Source organism: Desulfurivibrio dismutans, from assembly GCF_029210385.1.
Lineage (GTDB): Bacteria > Desulfobacterota > Desulfobulbia > Desulfobulbales > Desulfurivibrionaceae > Desulfurivibrio > Desulfurivibrio dismutans.
Window position 1 is genome coordinate 32,562 of sequence record NZ_JARGDQ010000011.1, and the last position, 23,526, is coordinate 56,087.

Annotated in this window: 18 protein-coding genes and 1 tRNA gene; 8 read left to right on the forward strand and 11 right to left on the reverse strand. The window is 61.5% G+C overall.

Features of this window, described 5'->3' with window-relative positions; translation table 11 throughout:
- Window positions 1–266: 266 nt before the first annotated feature.
- From P0N66_RS11720 to P0N66_RS11770, 11 genes are all read right to left on the reverse strand, one after another.
- On the reverse strand, window positions 267–2,042 hold the full coding sequence (locus P0N66_RS11720) for an N-acetylmuramoyl-L-alanine amidase (protein WP_275805624.1): 1,776 nt from the start codon (window positions 2,040–2,042) through the stop codon (window positions 267–269).
- Complete coding sequence (gene mutS / locus P0N66_RS11725; RefSeq protein ID WP_275805626.1) at window positions 2,039–4,666, reverse strand: DNA mismatch repair protein MutS; 2,628 nt, start codon at window positions 4,664–4,666, stop codon at window positions 2,039–2,041. The genes P0N66_RS11720 and mutS overlap by 4 nt, the downstream gene beginning before the upstream one ends.
- A 58-nt stretch (window positions 4,667–4,724) precedes the next feature.
- Window positions 4,725–5,042 carry a DUF167 domain-containing protein gene (locus tag P0N66_RS11730; protein WP_275805628.1) on the reverse strand — a complete coding sequence of 106 codons (318 nt, stop codon included), beginning with the start codon at window positions 5,040–5,042 and terminating at the stop codon, window positions 4,725–4,727.
- 11 nt (window positions 5,043–5,053) lie between these two features.
- Window positions 5,054–5,944, reverse strand: a complete 891-nt coding sequence (locus tag P0N66_RS11735) for a DivIVA domain-containing protein (protein ID WP_275805630.1) — start codon at window positions 5,942–5,944, stop codon at window positions 5,054–5,056.
- 30 nt (window positions 5,945–5,974) lie between these two features.
- Window positions 5,975–6,271, reverse strand: coding sequence for a YggT family protein (locus P0N66_RS11740; protein ID WP_275805632.1), 297 nt, complete (start codon window positions 6,269–6,271; stop codon window positions 5,975–5,977).
- An 18-nt stretch (window positions 6,272–6,289) separates the two neighbouring features.
- Window positions 6,290–6,706, reverse strand: coding sequence for a hypothetical protein (locus P0N66_RS11745; protein WP_275805634.1), 417 nt, complete (start codon window positions 6,704–6,706; stop codon window positions 6,290–6,292).
- 16 nt (window positions 6,707–6,722) lie between these two features.
- A complete protein-coding gene (gene metG / locus P0N66_RS11750; protein ID WP_275805636.1) occupies window positions 6,723–8,255 on the reverse strand; it encodes a methionine--tRNA ligase in 1,533 nt (510 codons plus the stop codon).
- A complete protein-coding gene (locus tag P0N66_RS11755; RefSeq protein ID WP_275805638.1) occupies window positions 8,255–9,355 on the reverse strand; it encodes a PSP1 domain-containing protein in 1,101 nt (366 codons plus the stop codon). The genes metG and P0N66_RS11755 overlap by 1 nt, the downstream gene beginning before the upstream one ends.
- A 123-nt stretch (window positions 9,356–9,478) precedes the next feature.
- Window positions 9,479–10,765: a DNA polymerase III subunit gene (locus P0N66_RS11760; RefSeq protein ID WP_275805640.1), complete on the reverse strand. Its 1,287-nt coding sequence runs from the start codon at window positions 10,763–10,765 to the stop codon at window positions 9,479–9,481.
- 8 nt (window positions 10,766–10,773) lie between these two features.
- The gene (locus P0N66_RS11765; protein ID WP_275805642.1) at window positions 10,774–11,898 is read right to left on the reverse strand and encodes a 3'-5' exoribonuclease YhaM family protein; all 1,125 of its coding nucleotides are present in this window, start codon (window positions 11,896–11,898) and stop codon (window positions 10,774–10,776) included.
- 128 nt (window positions 11,899–12,026) lie between these two features.
- Complete coding sequence (locus tag P0N66_RS11770) at window positions 12,027–15,017, reverse strand: phosphoribosylformylglycinamidine synthase subunit PurS (protein ID WP_275805644.1); 2,991 nt, start codon at window positions 15,015–15,017, stop codon at window positions 12,027–12,029.
- Between the two features lie 376 nt (window positions 15,018–15,393).
- Here P0N66_RS11770 and P0N66_RS11775 point away from each other — a divergent pair.
- The 8 genes from P0N66_RS11775 to rpsO all read left to right on the forward strand — a co-directional run bounded on the left by P0N66_RS11775 (window position 15,394) and on the right by rpsO (window position 23,367).
- Window positions 15,394–15,469 (forward strand) — tRNA-Gly (locus P0N66_RS11775).
- A 326-nt stretch (window positions 15,470–15,795) separates the two neighbouring features.
- The gene (gene rimP / locus P0N66_RS11780; RefSeq protein ID WP_275805646.1) at window positions 15,796–16,269 is read left to right on the forward strand and encodes a ribosome maturation factor RimP; all 474 of its coding nucleotides are present in this window, start codon (window positions 15,796–15,798) and stop codon (window positions 16,267–16,269) included.
- A 207-nt stretch (window positions 16,270–16,476) separates the two neighbouring features.
- Window positions 16,477–17,907 (forward strand): transcription termination factor NusA, encoded by a 1,431-nt coding sequence (nusA, locus tag P0N66_RS11785; protein ID WP_275805648.1) that lies wholly within the window; start codon window positions 16,477–16,479, stop codon window positions 17,905–17,907.
- 171 nt (window positions 17,908–18,078) lie between these two features.
- A complete protein-coding gene (gene infB, locus P0N66_RS11790; protein WP_275805650.1) occupies window positions 18,079–20,811 on the forward strand; it encodes a translation initiation factor IF-2 in 2,733 nt (910 codons plus the stop codon).
- A 1-nt stretch (window position 20,812) separates the two neighbouring features.
- Window positions 20,813–21,226: a 30S ribosome-binding factor RbfA gene (gene rbfA, locus P0N66_RS11795; RefSeq protein WP_275805652.1), complete on the forward strand. Its 414-nt coding sequence runs from the start codon at window positions 20,813–20,815 to the stop codon at window positions 21,224–21,226.
- The gene (locus tag P0N66_RS11800; RefSeq protein WP_275805654.1) at window positions 21,223–22,203 is read left to right on the forward strand and encodes a DHH family phosphoesterase; all 981 of its coding nucleotides are present in this window, start codon (window positions 21,223–21,225) and stop codon (window positions 22,201–22,203) included. The genes rbfA and P0N66_RS11800 overlap by 4 nt, the downstream gene beginning before the upstream one ends.
- A complete protein-coding gene (gene truB / locus P0N66_RS11805) occupies window positions 22,197–22,961 on the forward strand; it encodes a tRNA pseudouridine(55) synthase TruB (protein WP_275805657.1) in 765 nt (254 codons plus the stop codon). Before P0N66_RS11800 ends, truB begins: the two co-directional genes overlap by 7 nt.
- Window positions 22,962–23,103: 142 nt before the next feature.
- Window positions 23,104–23,367 carry a 30S ribosomal protein S15 gene (gene rpsO, locus P0N66_RS11810; protein ID WP_431190047.1) on the forward strand — a complete coding sequence of 88 codons (264 nt, stop codon included), beginning with the start codon at window positions 23,104–23,106 and terminating at the stop codon, window positions 23,365–23,367.
- Window positions 23,368–23,526: the final 159 nt, after the last annotated feature.

A 23,526-nucleotide genomic window follows, 5' to 3' on the forward strand; every position in this document is an offset into this window, starting at 1 on the left:
GCAGGCAGGCTTGCGTACTGGAGTACGCGGCACCTCCCTGCTTGCCCGAACCTGCGGCACTGCTGAACGTTTACGCCCCATTGTTACCGTTTTGGTGTTGAACATGATCAGGTTATTGGCGCTGCTAGGCGGGATCTGAACCAGACCAAACGCCCCCACGCAGGTAAACGCGCGGCAGTACCACAGGTTGCGGCAAGCGGCCCGTCTTGCGTACCCCAGGTACGCAAGACGGGCCGATCGCCGCAAGATGCGGTGCTGCCGCGCGTTTACCGGCCGGCCAGGCTCAGGTTGGTGGCATACTGCTTGACCCCGCCGGCAATCCCCTGCACCAGGCGGGCCAGATAGCGCTCATCGCTGAGCAGGCGCTCTTCCTCGGGGTTGCTCAAAAAACCAACTTCCAGCAGCAAGGCCGGCATTCGGGCCCCGATCAGCACCACAAAGGGTGCCCGACGCACTCCCCGGTCCTCGATCTTCTCGCCGTAAGCCCCACGCATGGTGTTCATGGTGGTCTGGTGAACAAACTCCGCCAACTGTTGGGACTCCTGCAGCTTGGCGTGGTTGAGCAACTCCTGGACAATGCCCTGCAACTCGCCGAAACTGCGGGCTGAGGAGGCGTTTTCCCGGGCTGCCACCCGCATGGCATGATCGTCGCTGGCCACCACATCCAAAATATAGGTTTCAACCCCCCGCGCCTGGCGATTGGCGGCGGCGTTGACATGCACCGATATGAAAAGGTCGGCCCCGTGGCTGTTGGCGATGGCGGTGCGCTCTTCCAGGGGCAGGAAAATATCCCGGTCGCGGGTCAGGATCACTTCGTGGCCCAGGCGGCGCAGTTCGGTCGCCAGCAGGCGCGAGATCCGCAGGTTGACATCCTTTTCTTTGATGCCTGAAGGGCTGATGGCCCCCGGGTCCCTACCGCCATGGCCGGGGTCAATAACAATGCGCCGGACGCCCATGCCCAACTGCTGGGCCAGGGACAGGCTGTCGCCGGTGGCGGGGCGGGCCATCACCGGCGGCGGGTCTGGCAGTGGCGGCAGGGTTGGAACCGGTTGGCCGATGAGGTCGATTACCACCCGGTGCGGATTGTCCAGGCTGAACACCTTGTAATCATCGAGCCGGGTCTGGGTGTCTAAAATCAAGCGCACGCCGCCGGCGGCCGTTTCGGTATGCTGGATCTGTTTCAGCAGGCCGTCGGCCACTTGCTTTATCGGGCTGCCGATCCTGGGGCTTAGCCGGGCGCCGTCCAGGTCCAGGTAGAGCCGTTGGGCGCTGTCGCCGTTTTCCCGCAGGTGACTGCGGAAGTTCAGCGGCGACTCGGTTTCGACCACCACCCGGGTATAGCTGTCGCTGGACCAGTACCGCACCGGCATAACCGCGATCCGCTCTTCGCCGTTGGGCGCCCGGTCGACGGTGCGTCGGGCTTGCTCAATTTTCCCCCTGGACGCAACGGCCTGCTTATACTTGCCGTCGGCCCGGATTACCGGTTTACCGCCACTGTCGACTTTGGCGCGGTCGGCATCAGGACGGATGCTCGCCAGCATGGCCCGGGCTCCTGCGGCCATGTCACCGGTGGGGTAAAGTTTCAGCAGCCGACCGAGGATCTGCTCGGCCCGTTGCCGGTCCTGCCGTTCATAGAAAAAAATATGGGCCACGTAGAACAGGGCGTCGTCGGCCAGGGGATGGTCGGGATAGAGGCCCTGAACGTCTTGCAGGCTGGTTACCGCCTCGGCCAGATCCAGAGGTATTCCGCTGCGGCGATACATTTGATGGTAGAGGTTGCCTAGCAGGTAAAGGCTTTTGGGCCCAACCGCCTGCCGGGCCTGCTGCCGGTGCAGTTGCTGCAGGGCCGCTGCCGCCCGCTGCCAGTTCTCACGTGCGTCTCCCGCCTCGGTGTTCATCAGCCGCTGGTAATAGCCGTGCAGCCGCTGAAACTGCTCTTCGGGGTCGACTCCGGCCGCCGCCGGCGACGCCACCAGCAACCCCAGCAACAAAACCGGCAGCCAACACAACCCAAAGTTATAAAAGAGGCGATAGTGTTTCATATCATCTGCTTTACTTCGTAAAGGAGTTTCAGGGCCTCAAGCGGCGCCAGGTTATCAGGGCTGATTTCCGCCAGTCGGCGGCGCAGGGGGTCGTCCTCACCAAACAGCCGTAACTGACTGGGTTTGCCGTTCTCCTCCGGCGCCATCATTCCGGCGGCAATCCGGGGTCGTCCCTGGCGGTTGAACTCGCCCTGCTCGATATTATGCAACAACTCTTTGGCTCTGGCAACCACGGTGGCCGGTACCCCGGCCAGGGCCGCCACCTGGATGCCGTAGCTGCGGCTGACTCCGCCGGGCAGCAACTTGTGGAGAAAAACGATGGTGTCGTTCCATTCCCTTACCGCGATATGGTAATTGTGAATCCGCGGCTCGGTGGTCGCCAATTCGGTCAGTTCATGGTAATGGGTGGCGAACATGGTCTTGACTCCCCGGCCCTCTTTTTGCACCAGGGCTTCGGCCACCGCCCAGGCGATGGCCAGGCCGTCGAAGGTGGAGGTGCCCCGCCCGATTTCATCGAGGATCACCAAGCTTTGCGGAGTGGCGTTGTTGAGAATATTGGCGGTTTCGTTCATCTCCACCATGAAGGTGGACTGACCCCGCCTGAGATCGTCCATGGCCCCCACCCGGGTAAAAATTCGGTCCACCACCCCGATGGCGGCTTCCGCCGCCGGCACGAAGCCGCCCATCTGCGCCATCAGGACGATCAGGGCGGTCTGGCGCAACACCGTGGATTTACCGGCCATGTTGGGTCCGGTGATGATCATCACTTCTTTTTCGTCCTGGTCCAGGTGTACATCATTGGGGACGAAACGGTTCGGTGGCAGGTTCCGTTCGATCACCGGGTGGCGCCCTTCGGTGATCTTGATTTCCGGCCCGGCATTGACCTCCGGGCGGGTGTAACGGAACTGTGCTGCGCCCCGGGCCAGGGCCGCCAGCATGTCGATCATCGCCAGGCAGGAGGCGCTTTGCATGATGCGTGAACCGGCCGCCGCTACCTGATCGCGGATTTCGCAGTACAGCTGGTACTCAAGTTCCAGGCGTTTTTCCTCCGCCCCGCTGACCTTGCTTTCAAACTCCTTGAGTTCCGGGGTAATGAAGCGCTCGGCGTTGACCAGGGTCTGCTTGCGGATGAAGTCATCCGGCACCTCCGCCAGCTTGCCCCGGCTGACCTCGAGATAATATCCGAACACCTTGTTGAAGCCCACCTTGAGGTTAGCAATACCGGTGCGTTCCCGCTCCCGCGCCTCCAGCCCGGCAATGAGCTGCCGGCCGTCGCGCTGAATGGCGGTGAGTTCATCAAGTTCGCCGTTGAACCCGGGTTTGATCAGGTTGCCTTCCCGCAGGCCGGTGGGGGCGTCGTCGCGAATGGACGCAGTGAGTAGCTGGTGCAGGTCGGTCAGATCGTCGATGGCGTCTCGCAACTCCCCCAGCAGACCGTCATGATCCGCCAGCAGCTGCTTGATGGGGGGCAACTGACCGAAAGAAACGCCCAGGGCGTTCAGGTCCCGGGCGTTGGCGCGGCCCAGCACCGCCCTGCTGTTGAGCCGTTCCAGGTCATAAACGGTGTTCAGGGCTTCGTCCAGCCGCCGGCTCAGGTCCGGGGCGGTCATCAGTTGTTCTACCGCGTCCAGCCGCCGGTTGATGGTCCGGACATCCTTCAGGGGGGAAAGCAGACTTTTCTTCAGTTGCCGGGCGCCCATGGGGGTACGGGTCAGGTCCAGGGCCGCCAGCAGGGATCCCTCCCGCCGGCCATCGCTGATGGCGGCGGTAAGTTCCAGGTTGCGCCTCGAGGCCTCGTCCAGCAGCAGCACGTTTTCATGCTCGATGGGTCGCAGCTTCTCGAGATGGCGCAATTCGTTTTTCTGGGTTTCCTGCAGATAACTGAGCATCGCCCCGGCCGCACCCAGACCGGCCTGGAAATGGTCACAGCCGAAGCCGGCCAGGCTGGCGGTTTGAAAATGCTCCAGCAATCGTTCTCGGCCCCGGTGGGGCAGGAACTCCTCGGTCGGGCGGGAAGTCAGGCAACAATGGGGCAGCCGGGCGGCAAGCACCTCCGGAGCCTCCCCCCACGTGTCGCCGTACTGGTGATCAGCCGCAGAGGCCAGTAAAATTTCCGAGGGGTTAACCCGGCTCAGCTCGTCCAGCAGTTCATCTTCGCCGGCAAATTCTCCGACGGCGAACTCGGCGGTGGAAAGATCCAGCAGGCTGAGGCCGAAAAGCTTGTCATGCCGGGTGATGGCGGCCAGAAAGAGGTTTTCTTTATCCTCCAGCAACTGTTCTTCCAGTACCAGGCCGGGGCTGACCACCCGTACCACCTCGCGGCGGACCAGGCCTTTGGCTTGGGCGGGATCTTCCATCTGTTCACAGATCGCCACCCGTTTGCCGGCTTTGATCAGTTTGGCCAGGTAGGAGGAGGCGGAGTGGTAGGGCACCCCGCACATGGGAATCTTCTCCTCGTCAGCCTTGTTGCCGCGGGCGGTCAGGGTGATGCTTAAAATTTTGGCAGCTTCCACGGCGTCGTCGAAGAACATCTCGTAGAAGTCGCCCATCCGGTAAAAAAGGATGGCTTCCGGGTGCTGATTCTTGATCTCCAGATACTGCTGGAGCATGGGGGTGATCTTCATCGCTTATCCGCGGCGGTGGTGTCGTGGCTGATCACGGCGGTCGGAGTGGGGTTAAGGGTCACCGGCGATCCGGAGCAAGGCCGGCTTGGTGCAAAGCACCGGCGGCTTGCGCCCGGTCAATACCTTCCAGGCGAAATACTTTGTCGCGGCTGCCGGCCCCTTTCACCAGGCGGACGGCGCTTTTGGGCAGTCCGCAAACCCCGGCCAGAAAGGCCACTAAAGCGACGTTGGCCTTGCCGTCCACCGGTGGGGCAGCTACCGCGATTTTCAGCGCCTGGCCGTAAACGCCGCGCAACATGGTCCGGGCCGCTCCGGGCTGGGCGCGAATATGGACAAGTACGGCCCGGTCGTCTTCGGTGCGGCGCAAACAGTCCATAGGTTTTATGGCTAGGGTTTCCGCTCCGGCTCCGGTTCGTCGTCAATGCTGATCACCGGCTCCAGGCCCTGGTCATCTCCTGCCCTGGCGTCGTTATCTTCTTCGTCCAGCGGGTCTTCCAGGCTGAAAACCAGATCGCCGTCGAGATCCGGCAGGGTATTGCCGTCGGCGCCAACCTCCTCTCCGGCCCCGGTTTCAAAAATGGCGGCGGTGGAGAGATCTTCGCCGGTCAGGTCCTCGGCGGAAAGATCTTCAATTCCGTCCGGATCGGGGGCCGGCTTCTTTTCTTCTTTAAGTGGGGGCAGCAGGTCGTCGGTCAGTTCAATGTGTTGATAAAGATCGCTGGCCGCCCCCGCGGACATTGCCCCCGCCCCCGTAGCCGCCGTTGCCACTCCGGTCTCTGCCGCCGTCGTCGGCTTGCCAACGGCCGGGGTCTCGCGATGGACGGGCGCCGGACGATCGGCCGCCTCGGGGTCAAGTTTGGCCAGGTAGGACTCCAGCAGCATGCGCACCTCGTCGCGGACCCGGTCTTTAATGCCTCGGAGTCGATCCAGTTCGCGCTCCAAATCGGAAATTTCCCGGCTGGCGCTTTCCTCCAGTTCCTTGGCCTCCTGCCGGGCCTTGGTCAGCACCTCCCGGGACTCCTCCCGGGCCTTTTCTTTCATCTCCTGGGCCACGTTCTGCGCCGACAGAATGGCGCTCATGGCGGTTTTCTCCTGGCGTTTATAGGCTGCCACCCGCCGTTCGGCGGTATCCAGCCGTTCTTTCAGCTCCTTGTTTTCCTCGCTGAGCTTCTGCACCGTGGCCGCCACCTGCTCCAGGAAGTCGTCCACCTCTTCGGTGTCAAATCCCCTTAAACGAACATGAAATTGCTGGTTTTGAATGTCTTGGTGATCAAGCATGGCGCGATCTCCTTATTTAATTGGTGGTCACTATCCGAAGGCCCGGGCAAGTTGCTGCAGGGTCGGAACCAGGAAGCTTTGCAGGAAGATGATGCCCAAAATCAATACCAGGGGGGCAAAATCGAATCCGCCCATCACCGGCAGGTAGCGGCGGATGACGCGCAGGGGTGGTTCGGTGATCTCGTAGAGAAAGCGGACAATGGGGTTGTACTGGTCGGCATTGACCCAGGAGATGATCACCCGGCCAAGGATCACCCAGATGTAAACGCTGAACACGACGTTGATAACCCCGGCCAGGGCGTTGAGGAAGTTGCTGATAATAAACATCAAAAATCTCCTTGACGGTTACTGATGACAATCGGCCTGAAAACAGGAAAAAAGTTGGCGACGCTCTTCCACCGTTACCTGACAGTGTTCCATGGTGCCATCGTCGGCGGCGTAAGCAGCCCCGGCGGCTTGTTCGCCCTTTTCTCTTTTGTCATTTTGCTCCGGTAAAAGCAGTGCCGACGGCTGGGTTGAGTCTTTCCTGGCCGGGGCGGGCGGTTGCCAGCTCGTGGCCGCGGGGGTAAGCTGCAGCCCCGGGGGGGCGATTTGCCGACTCAGTAAGGCCAGGAAATGCTGAAGCTGCGGTTCACCGAGCCCTTCCTGCAGCAGCACCAGGCCACCGGGCAGGGAAAACACTTGCAGCGGCCTTGCTGCCGCCTCTCGGCGGACCTGCTCCAGAAAAAAACCGGCATCATTTGCTTCCCGGGCTTGATCCATGTGCCGTGACATCTCGTTACTTTTTGTCCTTTGTTTTAATCCGGGGAAACATGTTTTCCCCCAGATTAATAGCGCCGCCCACCGGCAGCAACCCCCATTTTTGCTGCGTGGCCAATTCGGTCTCCGGCTCCAGCCCTAAAGCGAGGGCCATTTTTCCCGCCGCCGCTGGCATCACCGGGCGCAAGGCGCAATTAATCAGGCGCAGGGTTTCCAGCAGGGTATTGAGCACCGTGGCCAGCCGCTCGGCCTGGGCCGGATCCTTGGCCAGTTCCCAGGGGGCGTTGTGGACGATATAACGGTTGGCCCGGCCGATGACTTCCCACACCGCTTCCAGGGCCTGGCGAAAGGACCAGGCGCGCATGTGCCGCCGGTATTCTTCCAGCATTGCCAGGGCGGCGTCCCGCAACTCCCGGTCCTCGTCGTTCAGCGGCCCCGGCGCCGGCACCCGGGCCTCGGCGAAATTTTTGACCATGGTCAGACTGCGGGCAAAGAGGTTGCCCAGGTCGTTGGCCAGATCGGAGTTACGCCGGGCCAGCACCGCCTCATCGGAGTATGATGAATCCAGGCCGAAAGACATCTCCCGCAGCAGGAAATAGCGGATGGTGTCGGCCCCGTACGCGGCCACCATCTCTTCCGGTCGCACCACGTTGCCGATGCTTTTGGACATCTTGGTTTCGTTGACGTTCCAGTAGCCGTGCACATGCAGCCGCCGGTAGGGTTCCAGTCCCATGGCCTTGAGCATGGTGGGCCAGAAGATGGCATGGGGCTTTAAAATGTCTTTGGCGATCAGGTGTTCGGCGCCGGCCCAGCGGCGGGCGAAATTCGGGCCGTCGGGGTAGCCGATGCCGCTGACGTAGTTGATCAGGGCGTCAAACCAGACATAGGTGACAAACCGTTGGTCAAAGGGTAGCGGAATCCCCCAGGAGAGGCGGCTGACCGGGCGGGAAATGCAGAGATCATCCAGCGGTTCACTCAGAAAGGAGAGCACCTCGTTGCGGTAACGCTCCGGGGTGATGAACTCCGGGTTGGCCTTGATGTGGTCAATGAGCCATTGCTGGTAACGGCCCATGGCAAAAAAATAGTTCTGTTCGGCCACTTGCTCCGGGGCGGTAAGGTGATCGGGGCACTTGCCGTCAACAAGTTCCTTTTCGGTCAGGAACCGTTCGCAGCCCTTGCAGTAAAGACCGTCGTAATCGCTGAAATAGATATCACCCCGATCGTAGACCTGTTGCAGGATCTGCTGTACCGCCGCGATATGCTGCGGGTCGGTGGTGCGGATGAAGTTGTCCGGCTCCACCAGCAGCGGCGGCCAGGCGTCCCGGAACATGGCGCTGATCCGGTCCACATAATCACGTACTTCGGCGCCGGCCGCTGCCGCTGCCTGGGCGATTTTGTCGCCGTGCTCGTCGGTGCCGGTCTGGAAAAAGACCTTGCGGCCGTCCAGGCGGTTGAAGCGGCTGACGGTGTCCGCCACCACCGCCGTGTATGCGTGGCCAAGGTGGGGCTGGGCGTTGACGTAAAAAATGGGGGTAGTCAGATACAGGCTCATTACTCGCTTCCGGATTTACTGTTTTTGGGGGTGGCATTGGGGCGCGACGGCGAGGAGTGTCGCCGGCCGCGTTCGCTTTTTTTGCGCTCCCCCGCCTTGTTGTCGGTCGCCGCCTGCTCCGGCCCGGGCTTGCCGCCGCCCTTTACCGGCTCGCAGCGCCGCCACTCGCTGGCCTGCCAGATTATCTTTCGTTCCGGCTCTTCAAGGTCGCAGGCTTCGACATTTTCTTCCAGGATGTTCAGCTTCAGCACTTTGAACTGGCGGCCATCCAGGCTGACGATTTTGCCCGCTTTGGGCATCTGGCGGCGCATTTTCTGGTAGGTTTCAAACTCGTAGGTCAGGCAGCAGAGCAGCCGGTTGCAGATTCCGGAAATCTTGGCGGGGTTCAGCGGCAGGCCCTGTTCCTTGGCCATCTTGATGGACACCGGGGCAAACTGGTTGATAAACGAACTGCAGCACAACTCCCGGCCGCAGCAGCCCAAACCTCCGATCATTTTGGTTTCGTGCCGGACCCCCACCTGGCGGATTTCAACCCGGGTGCGGAACTCCTGGACCATGTCTTTGACCAGTTCGCGAAAATCCACCCGGTTCTCGGCGGTGAAGTAGAAGATGATCTTGCCACCGTTGAAAAAGCGTTCGGCCCGGATCAGCTTCATGGGCAGACCATGTTTGCCGATCAGTTTTTGGGCCAGGGCAAAATCTTCCTTTTCCCGCTGCAGCAGGCTGCGGTATTTTTCCTGTTCCTCCGGGGAGGCTCGCCGGACCACGGTGGGAGTAACCCGGGACGAGGTCCGGTCTTTTTTCCCTTCGTGGTTTGCTTTTTGCCCCTTGTCGTCTTTGGCGGAATGGCCTTGGGGCTCTTCGGGGCCGGGTGCTGCGGGCTGGTCAAGATCGGGGCGCTCGGCGGGTATCTGGCTGATAATCACTGCCGGCTCCAGGCCGTGATCGGTCTGCAGCATAACCACTTCGTCCCGCCGCAGGTCGGTAAACCGGCTGATGGCCGTAGCTGGCTGGTCGCTGGGGCGAAAGCGGACAGTGCAGCAGTGTGGCAGCATGGGCGCCGCCGGCGCAGGTGAAGGTTGAGGGCTGGCGTTTTCCATAAGTTTGACAACCTCGCAAAAACCGCCAAGCGTGTTGGTCGGTAGTGCAAAAACAAGCAGTTACAAAGCGTGCCCGGTCGGCGGCGCAGCTTTTGCGACGCCGACAAGTTTGACAAGATACCATTAAAGGAGGTCAAAGAAAAGCACTTCGCAGACCAGGGTGCGATTGCAGTTGCGCCGCAGCCGGCTTTTAGCCCGGCGCAGATGCTGGCGGCAGCGGCCCAGCGCGGCTGTGTCCCGCCGGCCCGCCGCCGCGCTCAGCAAAGGCAGAAGATCACGGTTGATAAGCTTCGACGCCTTGATATCCGGCTGGTTCGACTGGCGATAACCGTCCAGCAGTGACAGGTCGTGGTAGCAGGAGGCCAGCAGGTCTATAAAGTCTTCCAGTTCATCTTTAAGTTGGGCGCAGCGTTCGGCCCAGTACAACACCACGGCGGTGGCCGCCGGCTCTTCGGGCCGCAGGTTCAGCAGGGCATCCAGTACCTCCCGGCGCAGGGCCAGAAACCCCTTTTGCTGCAATTGCCGGGCGCGGCCCAGGCTGCCTTCGGCCACCGCCGCCAGGGTTAGGAACTCTTCCGGCAATGGTGGGTCTTGCCGGCGGTTTTGGGGCGCCTGGCGCCCGCCGGTCTCCGGATCTGACTTTAACAGGGCCAAGGCCAGGGTCTCCGTCGGCAGGGGAAAAAACGGAATGACCTGGCAGCGGGAAAGGATGGTGGGAAGAATGCCGCCGGCCTCGTCGCCGGTAAGGATCAGGATGGTGTCGGCGGGCGGTTCCTCCAGCACTTTGAGCAGGCTGTTGGCCGCCTCCCGCCGCATGGTATGAACTTCGCCCAACAGCACCACCCGGCGACCGGCCTCCATGGGCGGATACTGCAGGGATTTTTTGATTTCCCGCACCTGGCCGATCTTGATTCCCGCCCCTTCGGGCATAATCTCCAAAAAATCAGGGTGGTTGCCGGAGGCAAACTTACGGCAGGAAGGACAAAGCCCGCAGGCCTCCAGGGGGTCGGGGCGCCCAGTTGGCACGGCAGCGTCACCATGCAGCGGTGGTGCAGATTCGGGCAAGCGGTCCGGCGCCGCGTACCCCGGGTACGCAAGCCGGTCCGATCGCCCGAAGATGCGCTCAGTTGGCACGGAAGCGTAACCGTGCAGCAGTGGTGCAGATTCGGGCAAGCGGTCCGGCGCCGCGTACCCCGGGTACGCAAGCCGGTCCGATCGCCCGAAGATGCGCTGCTGCTGCACGGTTACGCAATTTAATGCGGCGGCCAGGGCCCGTGCTGCGGTTTTTTTGCCTATTCCTTCCGGACCTCGGAAAAGGTAGGCGTGGGCCAGCCGGTCGCCGGTCAGGGCCCGGCGCAGCATCTCTTTGGCCTGGTCTTGGGCGATGATTTGGGAGAAGGGGATCAGCATGGGTGCTGCTAGCCAAACAGGGTTTTTTGGCGGGGGTCAACGAGGTCGGCGGGGGGATTAGGCTCGGGTGGCGGCGGTTGGGGCGGGGCAGTGGCTCTGGGCGCGCCCCCTTTTTTCCTGGGTTGCGGTCGGGGGATTGCGGGCGGTTCATTATCCGGTGCAAGCTCCTGGGCCGGGCCGGGCAGATAAAGAAAACGCTCCAGGTTGCGCTGGTAGTCGCTCCACTGGTAGCCTGGCTCGGTGGTTTGCCGGTTTAAACGGTGAAAGTAGTTTGCCTTGGCATCCAGGTTGTCGAGGAAATGCAGGATGAAGGCCTCCTGCATCATGGGCAGTGTGGGGGAGCCGTATTCGTGGTGGCCGTGGTGGCTCAGCACCAGGTGTTGCAGCCGTTCCAGCAGCTCAGGGGGGAAATCTTCGATGGCCGCCGCTTTTTCCCCGATCAGTTCGGCCCCGATTACCAGGTGACCCACCAGCCGTCCCCGGTTGCTGTAGCCAAAGGGGAACTCCCGGTAGGTCAGCTCATCGGTTTTGCCCAGGTCGTGGAGCAGTGCCCCGGACAGCAGCAGGTCGGCGTCGATGCCGGGATAGAGACGGCTGACCGCCTCGGCCAGCCGGGTTACGGCCACCGTGTGTTCCAGCAGGCCGCCCAGATAGGCGTGATGCATGCTTTTGGCGGCCGGTGCGGTGATGAAGCGCTGATAGAACGGGCGGTCGGCAAAAAAAGCGGCCAGCAACCGGCGCAAAGGAGGGTTTTGCACCACGGCCAGCAGCCGCTGGAGTTCTTCCTCCAGTTCCCGGCGGTCAAAATCGCCGCTGGGCATGAAATCCGCCGGGTCGACGGTCGCCGGATCCACCGGGCTGATCCGGTTGATTTTCAGTTGCGGGCTGCCCTGGTAGCTGTCACCATGGCCGTTTACCTGGATATAGTTGCCTGGTTGGCAATAGGGGGCCAGGGCTTCGGCGTCGTCCCACACCGGGCCGCCGATCTCGCCGCTTTTGTCCAGCAGCTTCAGGCGCAGGAAAGGCTTGCCGGCCCGGGTCTCGCCCCGGCTCAGTTCCTTGACCAGGAAAACCCCGTCCACCGCCTGACCTTCTTTGATTTCGGCAATTAAAAGCCCTTTCTCGCCATTCATAATCCTGATTCCTTCAGTAATTGTAACGTAACCAATTCACCGGGTTTGTCCCGTAAGCAGTCACGGAATGCCGCATTTTCGGGCAAACCGGGCAGGTCGCCCGAAAATACGGTGTTACTGCATGGTTACTAGAAGGCGAGCGTGTGCTGCCAGCTCCGTTTCAGGTCTTCCGTCCGCTCCACCAGCACCGTTTCGCCATTGAGGCCGCTGACCCGCAGTACCGGTTCCGAGGTCACCACCCCAATGCGGCTGCATTCGGCTCCGGCCATGGTCTGTTCAAACTCGTCGGCGTCGGCTGGGGCGACGGTGACCAGCAGGCGGCTGGCGCTTTCGGCAAAGAGCAGTACGTCGTCGCGGTACACCCCTTCAGCAAGAGCCAGCCCCAGGTCGATGTCCAGTCCCAGATTACCGGCAAAAGCGCACTCCGCTGCCGCTACCCCCAGGCCGCCGTCGGAGAGATCGTGGGCCGAGGCCACCAGACCCCGGGTCATGGCCTGGTGCAGGGCCTCGTAACGCCGGCGGGCGGCTACGGGGTTGACTTTGGGCACGTTGTTGCCGATGCCGCCCAGGCGGGCGGCGTACTCCGAACCGCCCAGTTCATCATAGGTTGTGCCCAGCAGGTAGACCAGGTCGCCGGATTTTTTGGCGTCCATGGTCACCGCTTTATTGACGTCGGCGATCTTGGCCACCACCGAAAAGAGCAGGGTGGGGGGGATCGAGATTTTGACGTTGTTCATCATGTAATCGTTTTTCATCGAGTCCTTGCCGGAGATGCATGGGACTCCGAAAGCCACGGCGCAGGCGGCCAGGGCCTGGTTGGCCCGTACCAGCTGGGCCAGCTTGTAGGGTCCGTCCGGGGTTTTTTCGGACTGCACCGGATCGCACCAGCAGAAGTTGTCCAGCCCGGCCATGTGATCAAGCCCCGCCCCGGTGGCCACCGCGTTGCGGATGGCTTCATCGACGGCGCAGGCGGCCATGTGATAAGTGTCGATATCGGAATACTTGGGGCAGATGCCGTGGGCGATTACCAGACCCTCGGAGGCATCAAGCTGCGGCCGGATAACCGCCGCGTCGGACGGGCCGTCGTTTTCCGCCCCGGTCAGCGGCTTGACCACACTGCCGCCCTGGACCTCGTGGTCGTACTGCCGCACCACGTATTCCTTGCTGCAGACGTTGAGCCGGCCCAGCAGGCCGTGGAGTTCCTCGCCCAGGTTGGGCGCCGCCGGCAACTCCAGTTCGGGGTGGATCGGCGGGGTCCAGCGGGCGGTGAGCTGCATGGGGGGCAGACCGTGGTGGACAAAATCCATGTCCAGGCAGGCCACCGTCTGTTCCTGGTACAGCACATGGAACTTGCCGGAATCGGTAAAGGTGCCCAGCACCGTGGCTTCCACTTCCATGCGCCGGCAAAGGGCCAGGAACTCTTGGATTCTGGCCGGCGGCACCGCTAAAGTCATCCGTTCCTGGGCCTCGGAAATCATGATCTCCCAGGGCTGCAGGCCCGGGTACTTGAGCGGCGCCTTGTCCAGGTGCAGTTCAAAACCGCCGGTGTCTTCGGCCATCTCGCCCACCGAGGAAGAGAGGCCGCCGGCGCCGTTGTCGGTGATGCAACTGTAAAGCCCCAAATCACGGGCTTTGAGCAGGCAGTCGAACATCCGTTTTTGGGTGATGGGGTCGCCGATCTGTACCGCCGTGGCCGGCGAACCTTCGTGCAGCTCTTCCGAGGAGAAGGTGGCCCCGTGGATGCCGTCCTTGCCGATGCGGCCGCCGGTCATGACAATCAAATCCCCGGGATTGGCCTTTTTGTGTTCCGAGGGCTGGCCGCCCACCAGGGTCGGCATGATCCCCACCGTGCCGCAGAAAACCAGGGGCTTGCCAGCGAAGCGGGAATCGAAGACCAGCGAGCCGTTGACCGTTGGAATACCGCTTTTGTTGCCGCCGTGCTCCACTCCCTGGCGCACCCCTTCAAGGATCCGCTTGGGATGCAGCAGTCGGGCCGGCAGCGGGTCTTCGTAAAAAGGTGAGGCAAAGCAGAAAACATCGGTGTTGGCGATCAGTTTGGCCCCCATGCCGGTGCCGAACGGGTCGCGGTTGACCCCGACGATGCCGGTCAGTGCGCCGCCGTAAGGGTCCAGGGCCGAGGGGCTGTTGTGGGTTTCCACTTTGAAGGCGATGTTCCAGTCCTGGGTAAAGCGAATGACCCCGGCATTGTCCTTGAATACCGACAGGCACCAGTCGTTATCTCCCATCTGGCGGCGAATTTCGGCGGTGGGCGCCCTGATGAAGGTGTCGAACAGGCTGTGAAAAACGGTTTTTTCACCGCTGACGGTGTCTTCGTAGCTGATTTGGGCGTTGAAGATCTTGTGCTTGCAGTGTTCCGACCAACTCTGGGCCAGCACCTCCAGCTCCACGTCGGTGATCTTTTCCCCCAGCCCCAGCCCGCGCCGCTGTTCAATGACCGGCGGGTCGGCAAGGTGGTCCCGGATTACCTGCATCTCTTCCAGGCCCAGGGCCAGCACTCCATCCCGACTGATTTGCAGCAGGGTCTCGTCGCTGACATTGAGGTCGATTTCCGCTACCCGCCACTGGTCGCCGCCGGTTACTCGCGGGGCGTGGGCCGGCACCCCGCCCTGGTCGACAAACTCCCGGTGATCAAGAATGGTGAACCGCTCGATCAGTTCATTGGCCAGTAGCTTGGCGGCGATAATTTCCACCTGCCCCCGGGTCAGCTCACCCTGCAGCAGATACTGCATGGAGGTATAAACCGCCTCCTGGTCGTTCAACGGGCGGCCCAGCAGCAGAGCCAGGGCCTGGCTGGCGGTACGGCCTTCGTTGTCGGTAACGCCGGGGCGGTAACCCACCTCGATGCACCAGTCAAAGGCCAGTTCCTGGCGCCGGGCCAGGGAATCCAGGGCGTAGTCCTGGGTCACTGGGTCGCAGTACGGGCCGGCGGCCGCGGCCTGGAGCTGTTCCGGGGTGATGTCCGCTTCCACGGTGAAAACCTTGATGGTGCGAACTTCCTCCACCGCCAGTTGCAGGTCGGCAGCGATCCGTTTGCGGGTCGCCTGGCCAAAGGAATCGTTAATCCGGGTTTTCAGGCCAACCTCGATGCGGGCAAGCATGCTGGGCTCCTTGGCAAATTTTATAATTTATTGTTAATGGCGCCGGGCCAGAATCACCGGCTGGAACGTTTACCGATTTTCTTAACCGTTCACCAGGGCCAACAGAGTGTCGATTTAACGGGCTGTAAACGTTCAGCAGTGCCCCAGATTCGGGTAAGCAGCCAAGCGCCGCGTACCCCGCGTACGTAAGCTTGGTTGATCACCTGAAGGTGGGGTGCTGCTGAACGTTTACCGATTTTCGTTGGCACGACAATATAACGCATCAGATTTTTTTTGCCCGGACCTTTTTTGCCCGGCCGTGATTACCATCGTTCCCGTTGCCGCCACCCTTGACAAGTTCGCAAAAATCTGTATATTCGTTGCCATCAGGAAGAGGGCGGACATAGCTCAGCTGGTAGAGTACAAGCTTCCCAAGCTTGGTGTCGCGGGTTCGAATCCCGTTGTCCGCTCCAGGTCCCCCATTAAGGGGGCTTTCTTGATCGCCGGCGGGCGGTGTGAGATTGTCGTTTCACCGTCTGCTGTTTTTTCAGAGCCGCCCGGGTCGGGTGGAATTTTGAAAGTGGGCCGCAAGCCCGCTTTTTTTGTTTTGGTAACCTGATTTTGGTTAACAGCCCGTTGAAAAACGGGCTGTTAGCGGCCCCATGGATGGGCCGCCGAATTCATTGGCACTGAAAGTGGCAATGAATTCGTGAGGTTGGCCAAAGCCATCTTTGGCCAACCGTTAGTTGAAAAAGCCAGGGATGGCTTTTTCAACGGACTGCTAATGGAGTTAAGGTGTATGTCGGCGGGAGAATCCGAATCAGCTTTGGTCCGTCGTCTCCATGAGCTGCTGGAGCCGGTGGTGCTGGACCATGGTCTCGATCTGGCGGAACTACAGTTCCGCCGCGAGGCGCCGGGTTGGGTGCTGCGTCTGATCATCGATGCCGATGACGGAGTCAGCATCGACGACTGCGCCCGGGTCAGCCGCGAGGTTTCGCATCTACTGGAGGTTGAGGATCCCATTGAGCAGGCCTTCAGCCTGGAGGTTTCCTCCCCGGGGTTGAATCGCCCCCTGAAGCGCGAACGTGACTATTTTCGCTGCCGGGGCAAGATGGCCAAAATCGTCTGCCGGGAAAAAATTGATGGGCAGAATGTGGTTATCGGTCGCCTCGGCGAGTTGGAAAACGGCGATATTGTGGTGGAAACCGAAACCGGTCCGGTTCGGGTGCCGCTGGCGCAAGTCAGCCGTGCCCGTCTGCTGGTTGAATGGTAATTGTATAACGTTTAAAGATTGTTAGACATCCAAGTATGATGACTTCACAAAAAGTCATCATCGCGCCCATGGACGGGCGCGCAAGTCAATAGCTTGCTTTGTAAACTGTTGATTTGTAAGGAAAGCTGAAACGGCGTTTTCGCTTTCCGGGGAGCAAAAAGTCCATGGACGGACTTTTTGCGAATTCATCAAGTATGGAGTTGGCAAATGATATCCGAACTTAAGAGAATCATCGATCAGATCAGCCGCGACAAGGGCATTAACCGCGATCTGCTTATTGAGGCCATTGAAGAGGCGGTGATGAGCGCGGCCAAGAAGAAATACGGCCATCGCCGCGAGATCGAGGCCCGCTATAACGACGAGTACGGCGAGATCGAGCTCTTCCAGTTTCGCACCGTGGTGGACGAGGTGACCGACGAGCAGACCGAAATCTCGCTCATCGACGCCAAAGAGCTGGACTCGGAAGTGGAGATGGGCGATGAGCTGGGCAGCAAGATGGACTCCGCCGCCGACCTGGGCCGGATCGCCGCCCAGTCTGCCAAGCAGGTCATTATCCAGAAGATGAAGGAAGCGGAAAGCGATGTGGTTTTCGATCTCTTCAAAGAGCGCAAGGGGGATATCGTCAACGGCATTGTGCAGCGCTTTGAACGGGGCAACATGATCGTCAACCTGGGTCGGACCGACGCTATTTTGCCTTCTCGTGAGCAGATGCCCCGCAAGTCTTACCGTCAGGGCGACCGCATCCGCGCCTACCTGCTGGATGTCCGCCAGTCCTCCAAAGAGCCGCAGCTGATTTTGAGCCGCACTTGCAACGAATTTCTCACCAAACTGTTCACCATGGAAGTGCCGGAGATCGCCGAAGGCATCGTCAAGGTCATGGGGGTGGCCCGGGAACCGGGCTCCCGGGCCAAGATCGCCGTAAGCTCCACCGAGAGTGACGTCGATCCGGTGGGCGCTTGCGTGGGGATGAAGGGTTCCCGGGTCCAAAATGTGGTGCAGGAGTTGCAGGGTGAGAAGATCGATATCGTGCCCTGGAGCCCGGACCCGGCCCGTTTTGTCTCCAATGCCCTGGCCCCGGCTCAGGTCTCCATGGTGGTGGTGGATGAGGAAAACAACACCTTGCTGGTGGTGGTGCCCGACGACCAGCTCTCGCTGGCCATCGGCCGCCAGGGCCAGAACGTGCGGATGGCCTCGGCCTTGCTGGGCTGGCGGATCGACGTTAAGAGCGAAACAAAATATTCCCGCTCCATCGAAGATGGCTTCCAGTCCCTGCTCGATGTCGAAGGGATAACCGAAAAGCAGGCGGAGAAGCTGTACGACAGCGGGGTCGCCTCGGCCGCCGAGCTGGCGGCGGCGGACCCGGCCGAAGTGGTGGCCACCCTGGGCCTGGAAGAGCCCGAGGCACAAGCCCTGGTAACGGCGGCGGCCCAGGTGGCGCCCCGGGAAGAAGATGAGCAGGCGGTCGCCGGCGGCGCCGAAGCGCCACCGGCCGCGCCGGATCCGGAAGCGGTCGCGGAGACTGTGCCGCCCGAGGAAGTTAAGCCTGCCAGCGAAGAGAACGCCGACAAAGATCCCGCCGGTGAAGAACCCGCGGGTGAATCGGTGCCGTCGGAGGATGACAGTGACAAGCGTTCATGATATACTGACCCGTTTGATAAAAAGCGATTAGGAAGTGGCGTAAAAGTTGGTGCCAGGAAAGTTGGCGCATGGTTACGATGGTCACGAAAGTTGCGGTACGCAGGGCGGTGAGCAAACCGCCCCGACCGGGATATTGACGAAGAGTCGGAAGATTCTCTTCGGGAGTATGGAATGAAGAAAGTTCGCGTATACGAGTTGGCCAAAGAAGCAGGGCTGGAAAATAAGGCGCTGGTGGCCCGTCTGCAGGATGATGGGTACCAGGTGAAATCCCACAGCTCCACCCTGACCGAGGATGAGGCCAGGGAGATTCGCGTTAAGCTTGGACTGTTGCAGACGGAAACCAAGGAAAAAAGGATCCAGGACCAGGGGCGCCGCACCATTATCCGCCGCCGCAAGGCGGTGGTGCCGCCACCGGAAGAGCCGGCGGCGATGGAAGAAGCCGCGCCGGCGGATGTGGCACCGGAAAAACCGGCCGAGCAGGAAATGGCCGCCGCCCCGGTGGTCGAGAGCCCCGCACCGCCGGAAGGCGCCGCTCCCGAGACGCCGCCCGAGGCTCCGGCCAAAACTACGGAACTACAGCCGGAAGCTGCCGCCGAAGATCAACCCGTCCCGGCGGCGGCCAAGGATGACCAAAGCCCGGCCACCCCACCGGCCGAGGGTACGACCCCGCCGGCCGAGGCCGAGGAATCGCCGGCCGCGCCGACCACGGCCGCCCCCGTCGCGGAGGCCGAGGCCCCGGCGGCGGAAAAAGCCGCAGAAGCTGCGGAAGCTCCGGAACGCAAGGGTCTGGCCCGGGTGATCAAACGGGCGGCCATTACCATCACCCCCACCCCGGACGAGCGCCCCCGACCCCGCAAGCCGGAGAAAAGCAAAAAACCGGCCCCGGTGGCCGGGGCACCCGATCCTGATGATGCCGCCGGTAAAAAGAAAGGCAAGCGATTCGTTAAGTTCACCCCGGAAGCTGATCGGGGTCCGGCCAAGAAAGGAGTGGTGGGCAAACGCAAGCGCAAGGCTGAAGTGGTGGCCGAGGATTTCGACGAACTGGGTCTGGTGCCGGCCGGGGTACGCCTGGGCCGGGGTGGCCGGGGCGGCGGCAAACGCAAACAGCAGCAGCATGATAAACCTCAGTTTGCCGCCGAAACCAAGGCCATTAAAAAAAGAATCACCGTCTATGAAACCATTTCGGTGGGTGATCTGGCCCACCGCATGGGCGCCAAGGCCAACGAGGTGATCGCCAAACTGATGGGGCTGGGGGTCATGGCTACCGTCAACCAGGCCATGGATTTCGATACCGCCGGCCTGGTGGCAGCCGAATTTGGTTACGAGGTGGAGCAGGGCAAAACCGAAGAGCAGACCATTCTCCACCTGGAAGAAGAGGAAGGCGGCGGCGAACTCAAGCCGCGCCCGCCGGTGGTCACCGTCATGGGCCATGTCGATCACGGCAAGACCTCGATTCTGGATGCCATCCGCAAAACCGACGTGGCCGAAGGTGAGGCCGGCGGCATTACCCAGCATATCGGGGCCCATTATGTCCGGGCTCCCCAGGGGGAAGTGGTCTTCCTCGACACCCCCGGCCATGAGGCCTTTACCGAGATGCGTTCCCGCGGCGCCCAGGTCACCGATATCGTGGTGCTGGTGGTGGCCGCCGACGATTCGGTGATGGATCAGACCCGGGAGGCCATCAACCACGCCCGGGCCGCGGGGGTGCCGATTCTGGTCTGCATCAACAAGATCGACAAAGAAAACGCCGACCCGCTGCGAGTTCAGCGTGAACTGGCGGATCTGGGGCTGATGAGCGAAGAGTGGGGCGGGGATACCATTTACTGTGAAACCTCCGCCAAGGAGGGTATCGGGATCTCCGCGCTGCTGGACAGCATTCTGCTGCAGTCGGAAATGCTGGAACTCAAAGCCGATCCCCAGCGCCACGCCAAAGGTCACGTGGTGGAGGCCCAGTTGCACAAAGGCCGTGGCCCGGTGGCCACGGTACTGGTCCAGCAGGGCACCCTGCGGGTGGGTGATGCCTTTGTGGCCGGCCAGTTTGCCGGCAAGGTCCGCTCCCTGATCAACGACAAAGGTGAGCAGGTGCAGGAGGCCGGGCCCTCCATCCCGGTGGAAATCCAGGGTTTGAGTGGTGTGCCCCAGGCCGGCGACGAATTTGTCGTGGTCCGGGACGACAAGATGGCCAAAAGCGTCGGCGCCGAGCGGCAGCTCAAGATGCGGGAAAAGGAACTGGCCACCGACAGCAAGATCTCCCTGGAGAACCTTTTCGACCGCCTGCAGGAAGGCGAGGTCAAGGAACTGATGGTGGTCCTGCGGGCCGACGTGCAGGGCACCCTGGAGGCCTTTACCTCCTCGTTGGAGCAGCTCTCCACCGACAACGTCAAGGTCCGGGTGCTCAACTCCGGCACCGGTACCATCACCGAATCCGACGTACTGCTGGCTGCCGCTTCCGAAGCACTGATCATCGGCTTCAACGTCCGGCCCAATGCCCGGATCCAGGAACTGGCCAAGCGGGAAAAGGTGGATATGCGTTTTTACGACGTCATCTACCACGCCCTTGAGGACATTAAAAAGGCCATGGAAGGATTGCTGGAGCCGGAGTTTGTCGAAGATGTCATCGGCACGGCCGAGGTGCGCCAGACCTTCCATGTCTCCAAGGTGGGCACCATTGCCGGCTGTTACGTCACCAATGGCAAGGCCGAGCGTAACGCCAAGGTACGGCTGTTGCGCGACGGGGTGGTGGTGCACACCGGCCAGCTCACCTCACTCAAGCGCTTCAAGGACGACGCCAAGGAGGTGGCCAGCGGGTACGAATGCGGTATTTCGCTGCGCAACTTTAACGACATCAAGGAAGGCGACGTATTTGAATTTTTTGTCATGAAGGAAATCCAACCGGAGCTGTAAGATGAGTGCCGCCCGTCGTAAAGCCGTTGTCCCCCCCCTGCCGGGCCTCCCGGTCCGTTCCGGCAAACGCCGCCCGGACCGGATCGCCGACGAGATCCGCCAGGAAGTGGCGAGCCTGCTGGTGAGCAAGATCCAGGATCCCCGGGTGGTCAAGGTGACCATTTTGCGGGCCACGGTGACCCCCGATCTCAGCCAGGCGCGGCTTTACTACAGTGTTTTTGACGAGACCGTCGCCGCCGAAGCGGCCAAAGGTCTGGAAAGCGCCAAGGGCTTCATCCGGCGCAGCCTGGCCAAAAATCTGGCCCTGCGGGTGGTGCCGGCCCTGATTTTCGAGCGGGATCGCTCACTGGCCGAACAGGAAAAACTGGAGAGAATCTTCCAGGAAATCAACGCCGAGGAAGATGAACGGGAATGAACACATTGCCGGTGATGGAAATAGCCGAGGTCTTGCAGCAGGCCCGGCGGGTACTGGTGCTGACTCACGTCCACCCCGACGGCGATGCTTTGGGCTCGCAGCTTGGTCTGGGGATGGTCCTGCGGGGTATGGGCAAAGAGGTTTGCCTCTTCGGTGAGGCGGAGGTTTCCCACCTCTACGACTTTCTCCCCGGCGCCGGGGAGATCACCACCCAGCTGCCCGATCTTACCGCGTTCGACTGCGCCGTCGCCCTTGATTGCGGCGATGCTCATCGCCTGGGTGAAAACATGACCGCGCTGCTGGCCATCAAGCCCTTCCTGGTGCTTGATCACCACGCCGGCCACCAGGATTTTGGCGACCGGCGCTGGGTTGACCCCCACCGGGCCTCCACCGGGGAAATGGTTTACGACCTGGCGATGGCCCTGGCGGCGGAGATTTCCCCCGAGGCCGCCTACTGCCTCTATACCGCCATTGTCTCCGATACCGGTTCTTTCAAGTATTCTTCCACCACCGCCGAAACCTTCCGGGTGGCCCGGGAACTGGTGCTGAAGGGCGTCAAACCGGCGGAGGTGGCGGGCAAACTGTTCGATAACTACAGCCTGGCCCGGCTGCGGCTGTTTCAGCGGGTGCTGGAAGGACTGAGTCTGCACTGCGGCGGCCGTATCGCCCTGATCAGCGCCCCCCAGCGTTTCTTTGCCGAAACCGGGGCCGCACCCCAGGATACCGAAGGTTTTATCAACTACCCCCGGGCCCTTACCAGCGTTAAGGTGGCGGCCTTCCTGAAAGAGGCGGAAGCCGGCATGGTTACAGTCAGCCTGCGTTCCAAGGGGTCGGGTTACGATGTCTCCAGGGTGGCGGCCATGTTCGGTGGCGGCGGCCACCGTAACGCCGCCGGCTTCAAGCGATTCGATACCTCCATTGAGCAACTCTCCGGCGAGCTTTTGCGGGCCCTGGAACCCGTGGTGGAAAAGTGCTGAATGGGGCTGTGCTGCCGGTGGATAAACCGGCGGGGCCGTCATCCTTTCGCATGGTGCAACTGGTACGGCGGGCCACCGGTATCAAGAAGGTCGGCCACGCCGGCACCCTGGACCCCTTTGCCTCCGGCCTGCTGCTGATCTGCATCGGCCGCCCGGCCACCCGCCTGGTTGATCGCCTGATGGTCGGCGACAAGGAGTATGAAGCCACGGTGCAGTTGGGTGTGGCCACCACCACCCATGACCCGGAAGGGGATATCCTGGCGCATCACCCGGTCACGGCAAGCCACCTCAGCGGCCTGGAAGAGGCTTTGCAATCCTTCCGGGGCGAGTTGTGGCAGAGCCCACCGGCCTTTTCCGCCGCCAAGCACCAAGGTAAACCCCTTTACAGCTACGCCCGTCGGGGCGAGATGATCAGCAAGCCGCCCCGCCGGGTGCTGGTCCATGAACTGCGACTGATCGAACTGGACCGTCGGCAGGGCCGGGCGGTGCTGCGGGTGCGCTGCAGCAAGGGTACCTACATCCGCAGCCTGGCCCACGACCTGGGGCAAAACCTGGGCTGCGGCGCTCATTTGGCGGCCTTGCGCCGCTTGGCCAGCGGGGATTTCCAGGTGGAGCAGGCCCTGCCCGGCGAGCGTTTGCTGGAACCCGAGGCCGCCGCCGCTCTTGCCGCCCATGCCCTTGAGTTACCGGAAGTCGAAGCCCGGCTGCAGGGCAACGCCCAGGTCGAACCCCACCAGGGCCAACTACTAAAACCTTGACGGTCGGGGCGGATTTGAGTATGTAGAGCTAGGCGTTAGTTGTTAGTTGTTAGTTGATTGTTGCGCCGTTAAGTAGGAATGGCCGGTAACCGCTGACCATCTCCCGAATGTTTAATTTTTTTTAAGGAGTTTCATCGTGACCCTGACAGTTGAAGACAAACAGGCCATTATGGCCGAATACGGCACCCACGACAAGGACACCGGTTCGCCCGAGGTACAGGTCGCCTTGTTGAGCGCCCGGATTACCTACCTGACCGAGCACTTCAAGGTTAACAAGAAAGATCACCACTCCCGGCGGGGCCTGCTCAAGCTGGTCGGCCAGCGCCGCCGCCTGCTGGATTATGTAAAAAACCAGGATGTTGAACGGTATCGTAATCTGATTCAGCGCCTGGGCATCCGCAAGTAATACTGAGCCGGGATGCCGCGATGGGGGGGGGTCAGGTCTGTGCAAGATCTGACCCCCGTGTTTTTTGGTAACTGTTCACCAGGCCGATAACCAATCGATTATAACGGGTCGTAATCGTTCAGCAGTGCCGTAGATTCGGGCAAGCAGCCGGGCGCCGCG

Excerpts from the sequence above, each read along its gene's own strand:
- P0N66_RS11760 (WP_275805640.1), bottom strand. The coding sequence starts at position 10,765 with ATGCTGATCCCCTTCTCCCAAATCATCGCCCAAGACCAGGCCAAAGAG.
- metG (WP_275805636.1), bottom strand. The coding sequence starts at position 8,255 with ATGAGCCTGTATCTGACTACCCCCATTTTTTACGTCAACGCCCAGCCC.
- rimP (WP_275805646.1), top strand. The coding sequence starts at position 15,796 with ATGTCGGCGGGAGAATCCGAATCAGCTTTGGTCCGTCGTCTCCATGAG.
- mutS (WP_275805626.1), bottom strand. The coding sequence starts at position 4,666 with ATGAAGATCACCCCCATGCTCCAGCAGTATCTGGAGATCAAGAATCAG.
- infB (WP_275805650.1), top strand. The coding sequence starts at position 18,079 with ATGAAGAAAGTTCGCGTATACGAGTTGGCCAAAGAAGCAGGGCTGGAA.
- P0N66_RS11800 (WP_275805654.1), top strand. The coding sequence starts at position 21,223 with ATGAACACATTGCCGGTGATGGAAATAGCCGAGGTCTTGCAGCAGGCC.
- P0N66_RS11720 (WP_275805624.1), bottom strand. The coding sequence starts at position 2,042 with ATGAAACACTATCGCCTCTTTTATAACTTTGGGTTGTGTTGGCTGCCG.
- P0N66_RS11745 (WP_275805634.1), bottom strand. The coding sequence starts at position 6,706 with ATGGATCAAGCCCGGGAAGCAAATGATGCCGGTTTTTTTCTGGAGCAG.
- P0N66_RS11755 (WP_275805638.1), bottom strand. The coding sequence starts at position 9,355 with ATGGAAAACGCCAGCCCTCAACCTTCACCTGCGCCGGCGGCGCCCATG.
- rbfA (WP_275805652.1), top strand. The coding sequence starts at position 20,813 with ATGAGTGCCGCCCGTCGTAAAGCCGTTGTCCCCCCCCTGCCGGGCCTC.
- P0N66_RS11730 (WP_275805628.1), bottom strand. The coding sequence starts at position 5,042 with ATGGACTGTTTGCGCCGCACCGAAGACGACCGGGCCGTACTTGTCCAT.
- P0N66_RS11770 (WP_275805644.1), bottom strand. The coding sequence starts at position 15,017 with ATGCTTGCCCGCATCGAGGTTGGCCTGAAAACCCGGATTAACGATTCC.
- nusA (WP_275805648.1), top strand. The coding sequence starts at position 16,477 with ATGATATCCGAACTTAAGAGAATCATCGATCAGATCAGCCGCGACAAG.
- P0N66_RS11735 (WP_275805630.1), bottom strand. The coding sequence starts at position 5,944 with ATGCTTGATCACCAAGACATTCAAAACCAGCAATTTCATGTTCGTTTA.
- P0N66_RS11765 (WP_275805642.1), bottom strand. The coding sequence starts at position 11,898 with ATGAATGGCGAGAAAGGGCTTTTAATTGCCGAAATCAAAGAAGGTCAG.
- P0N66_RS11740 (WP_275805632.1), bottom strand. The coding sequence starts at position 6,271 with ATGTTTATTATCAGCAACTTCCTCAACGCCCTGGCCGGGGTTATCAAC.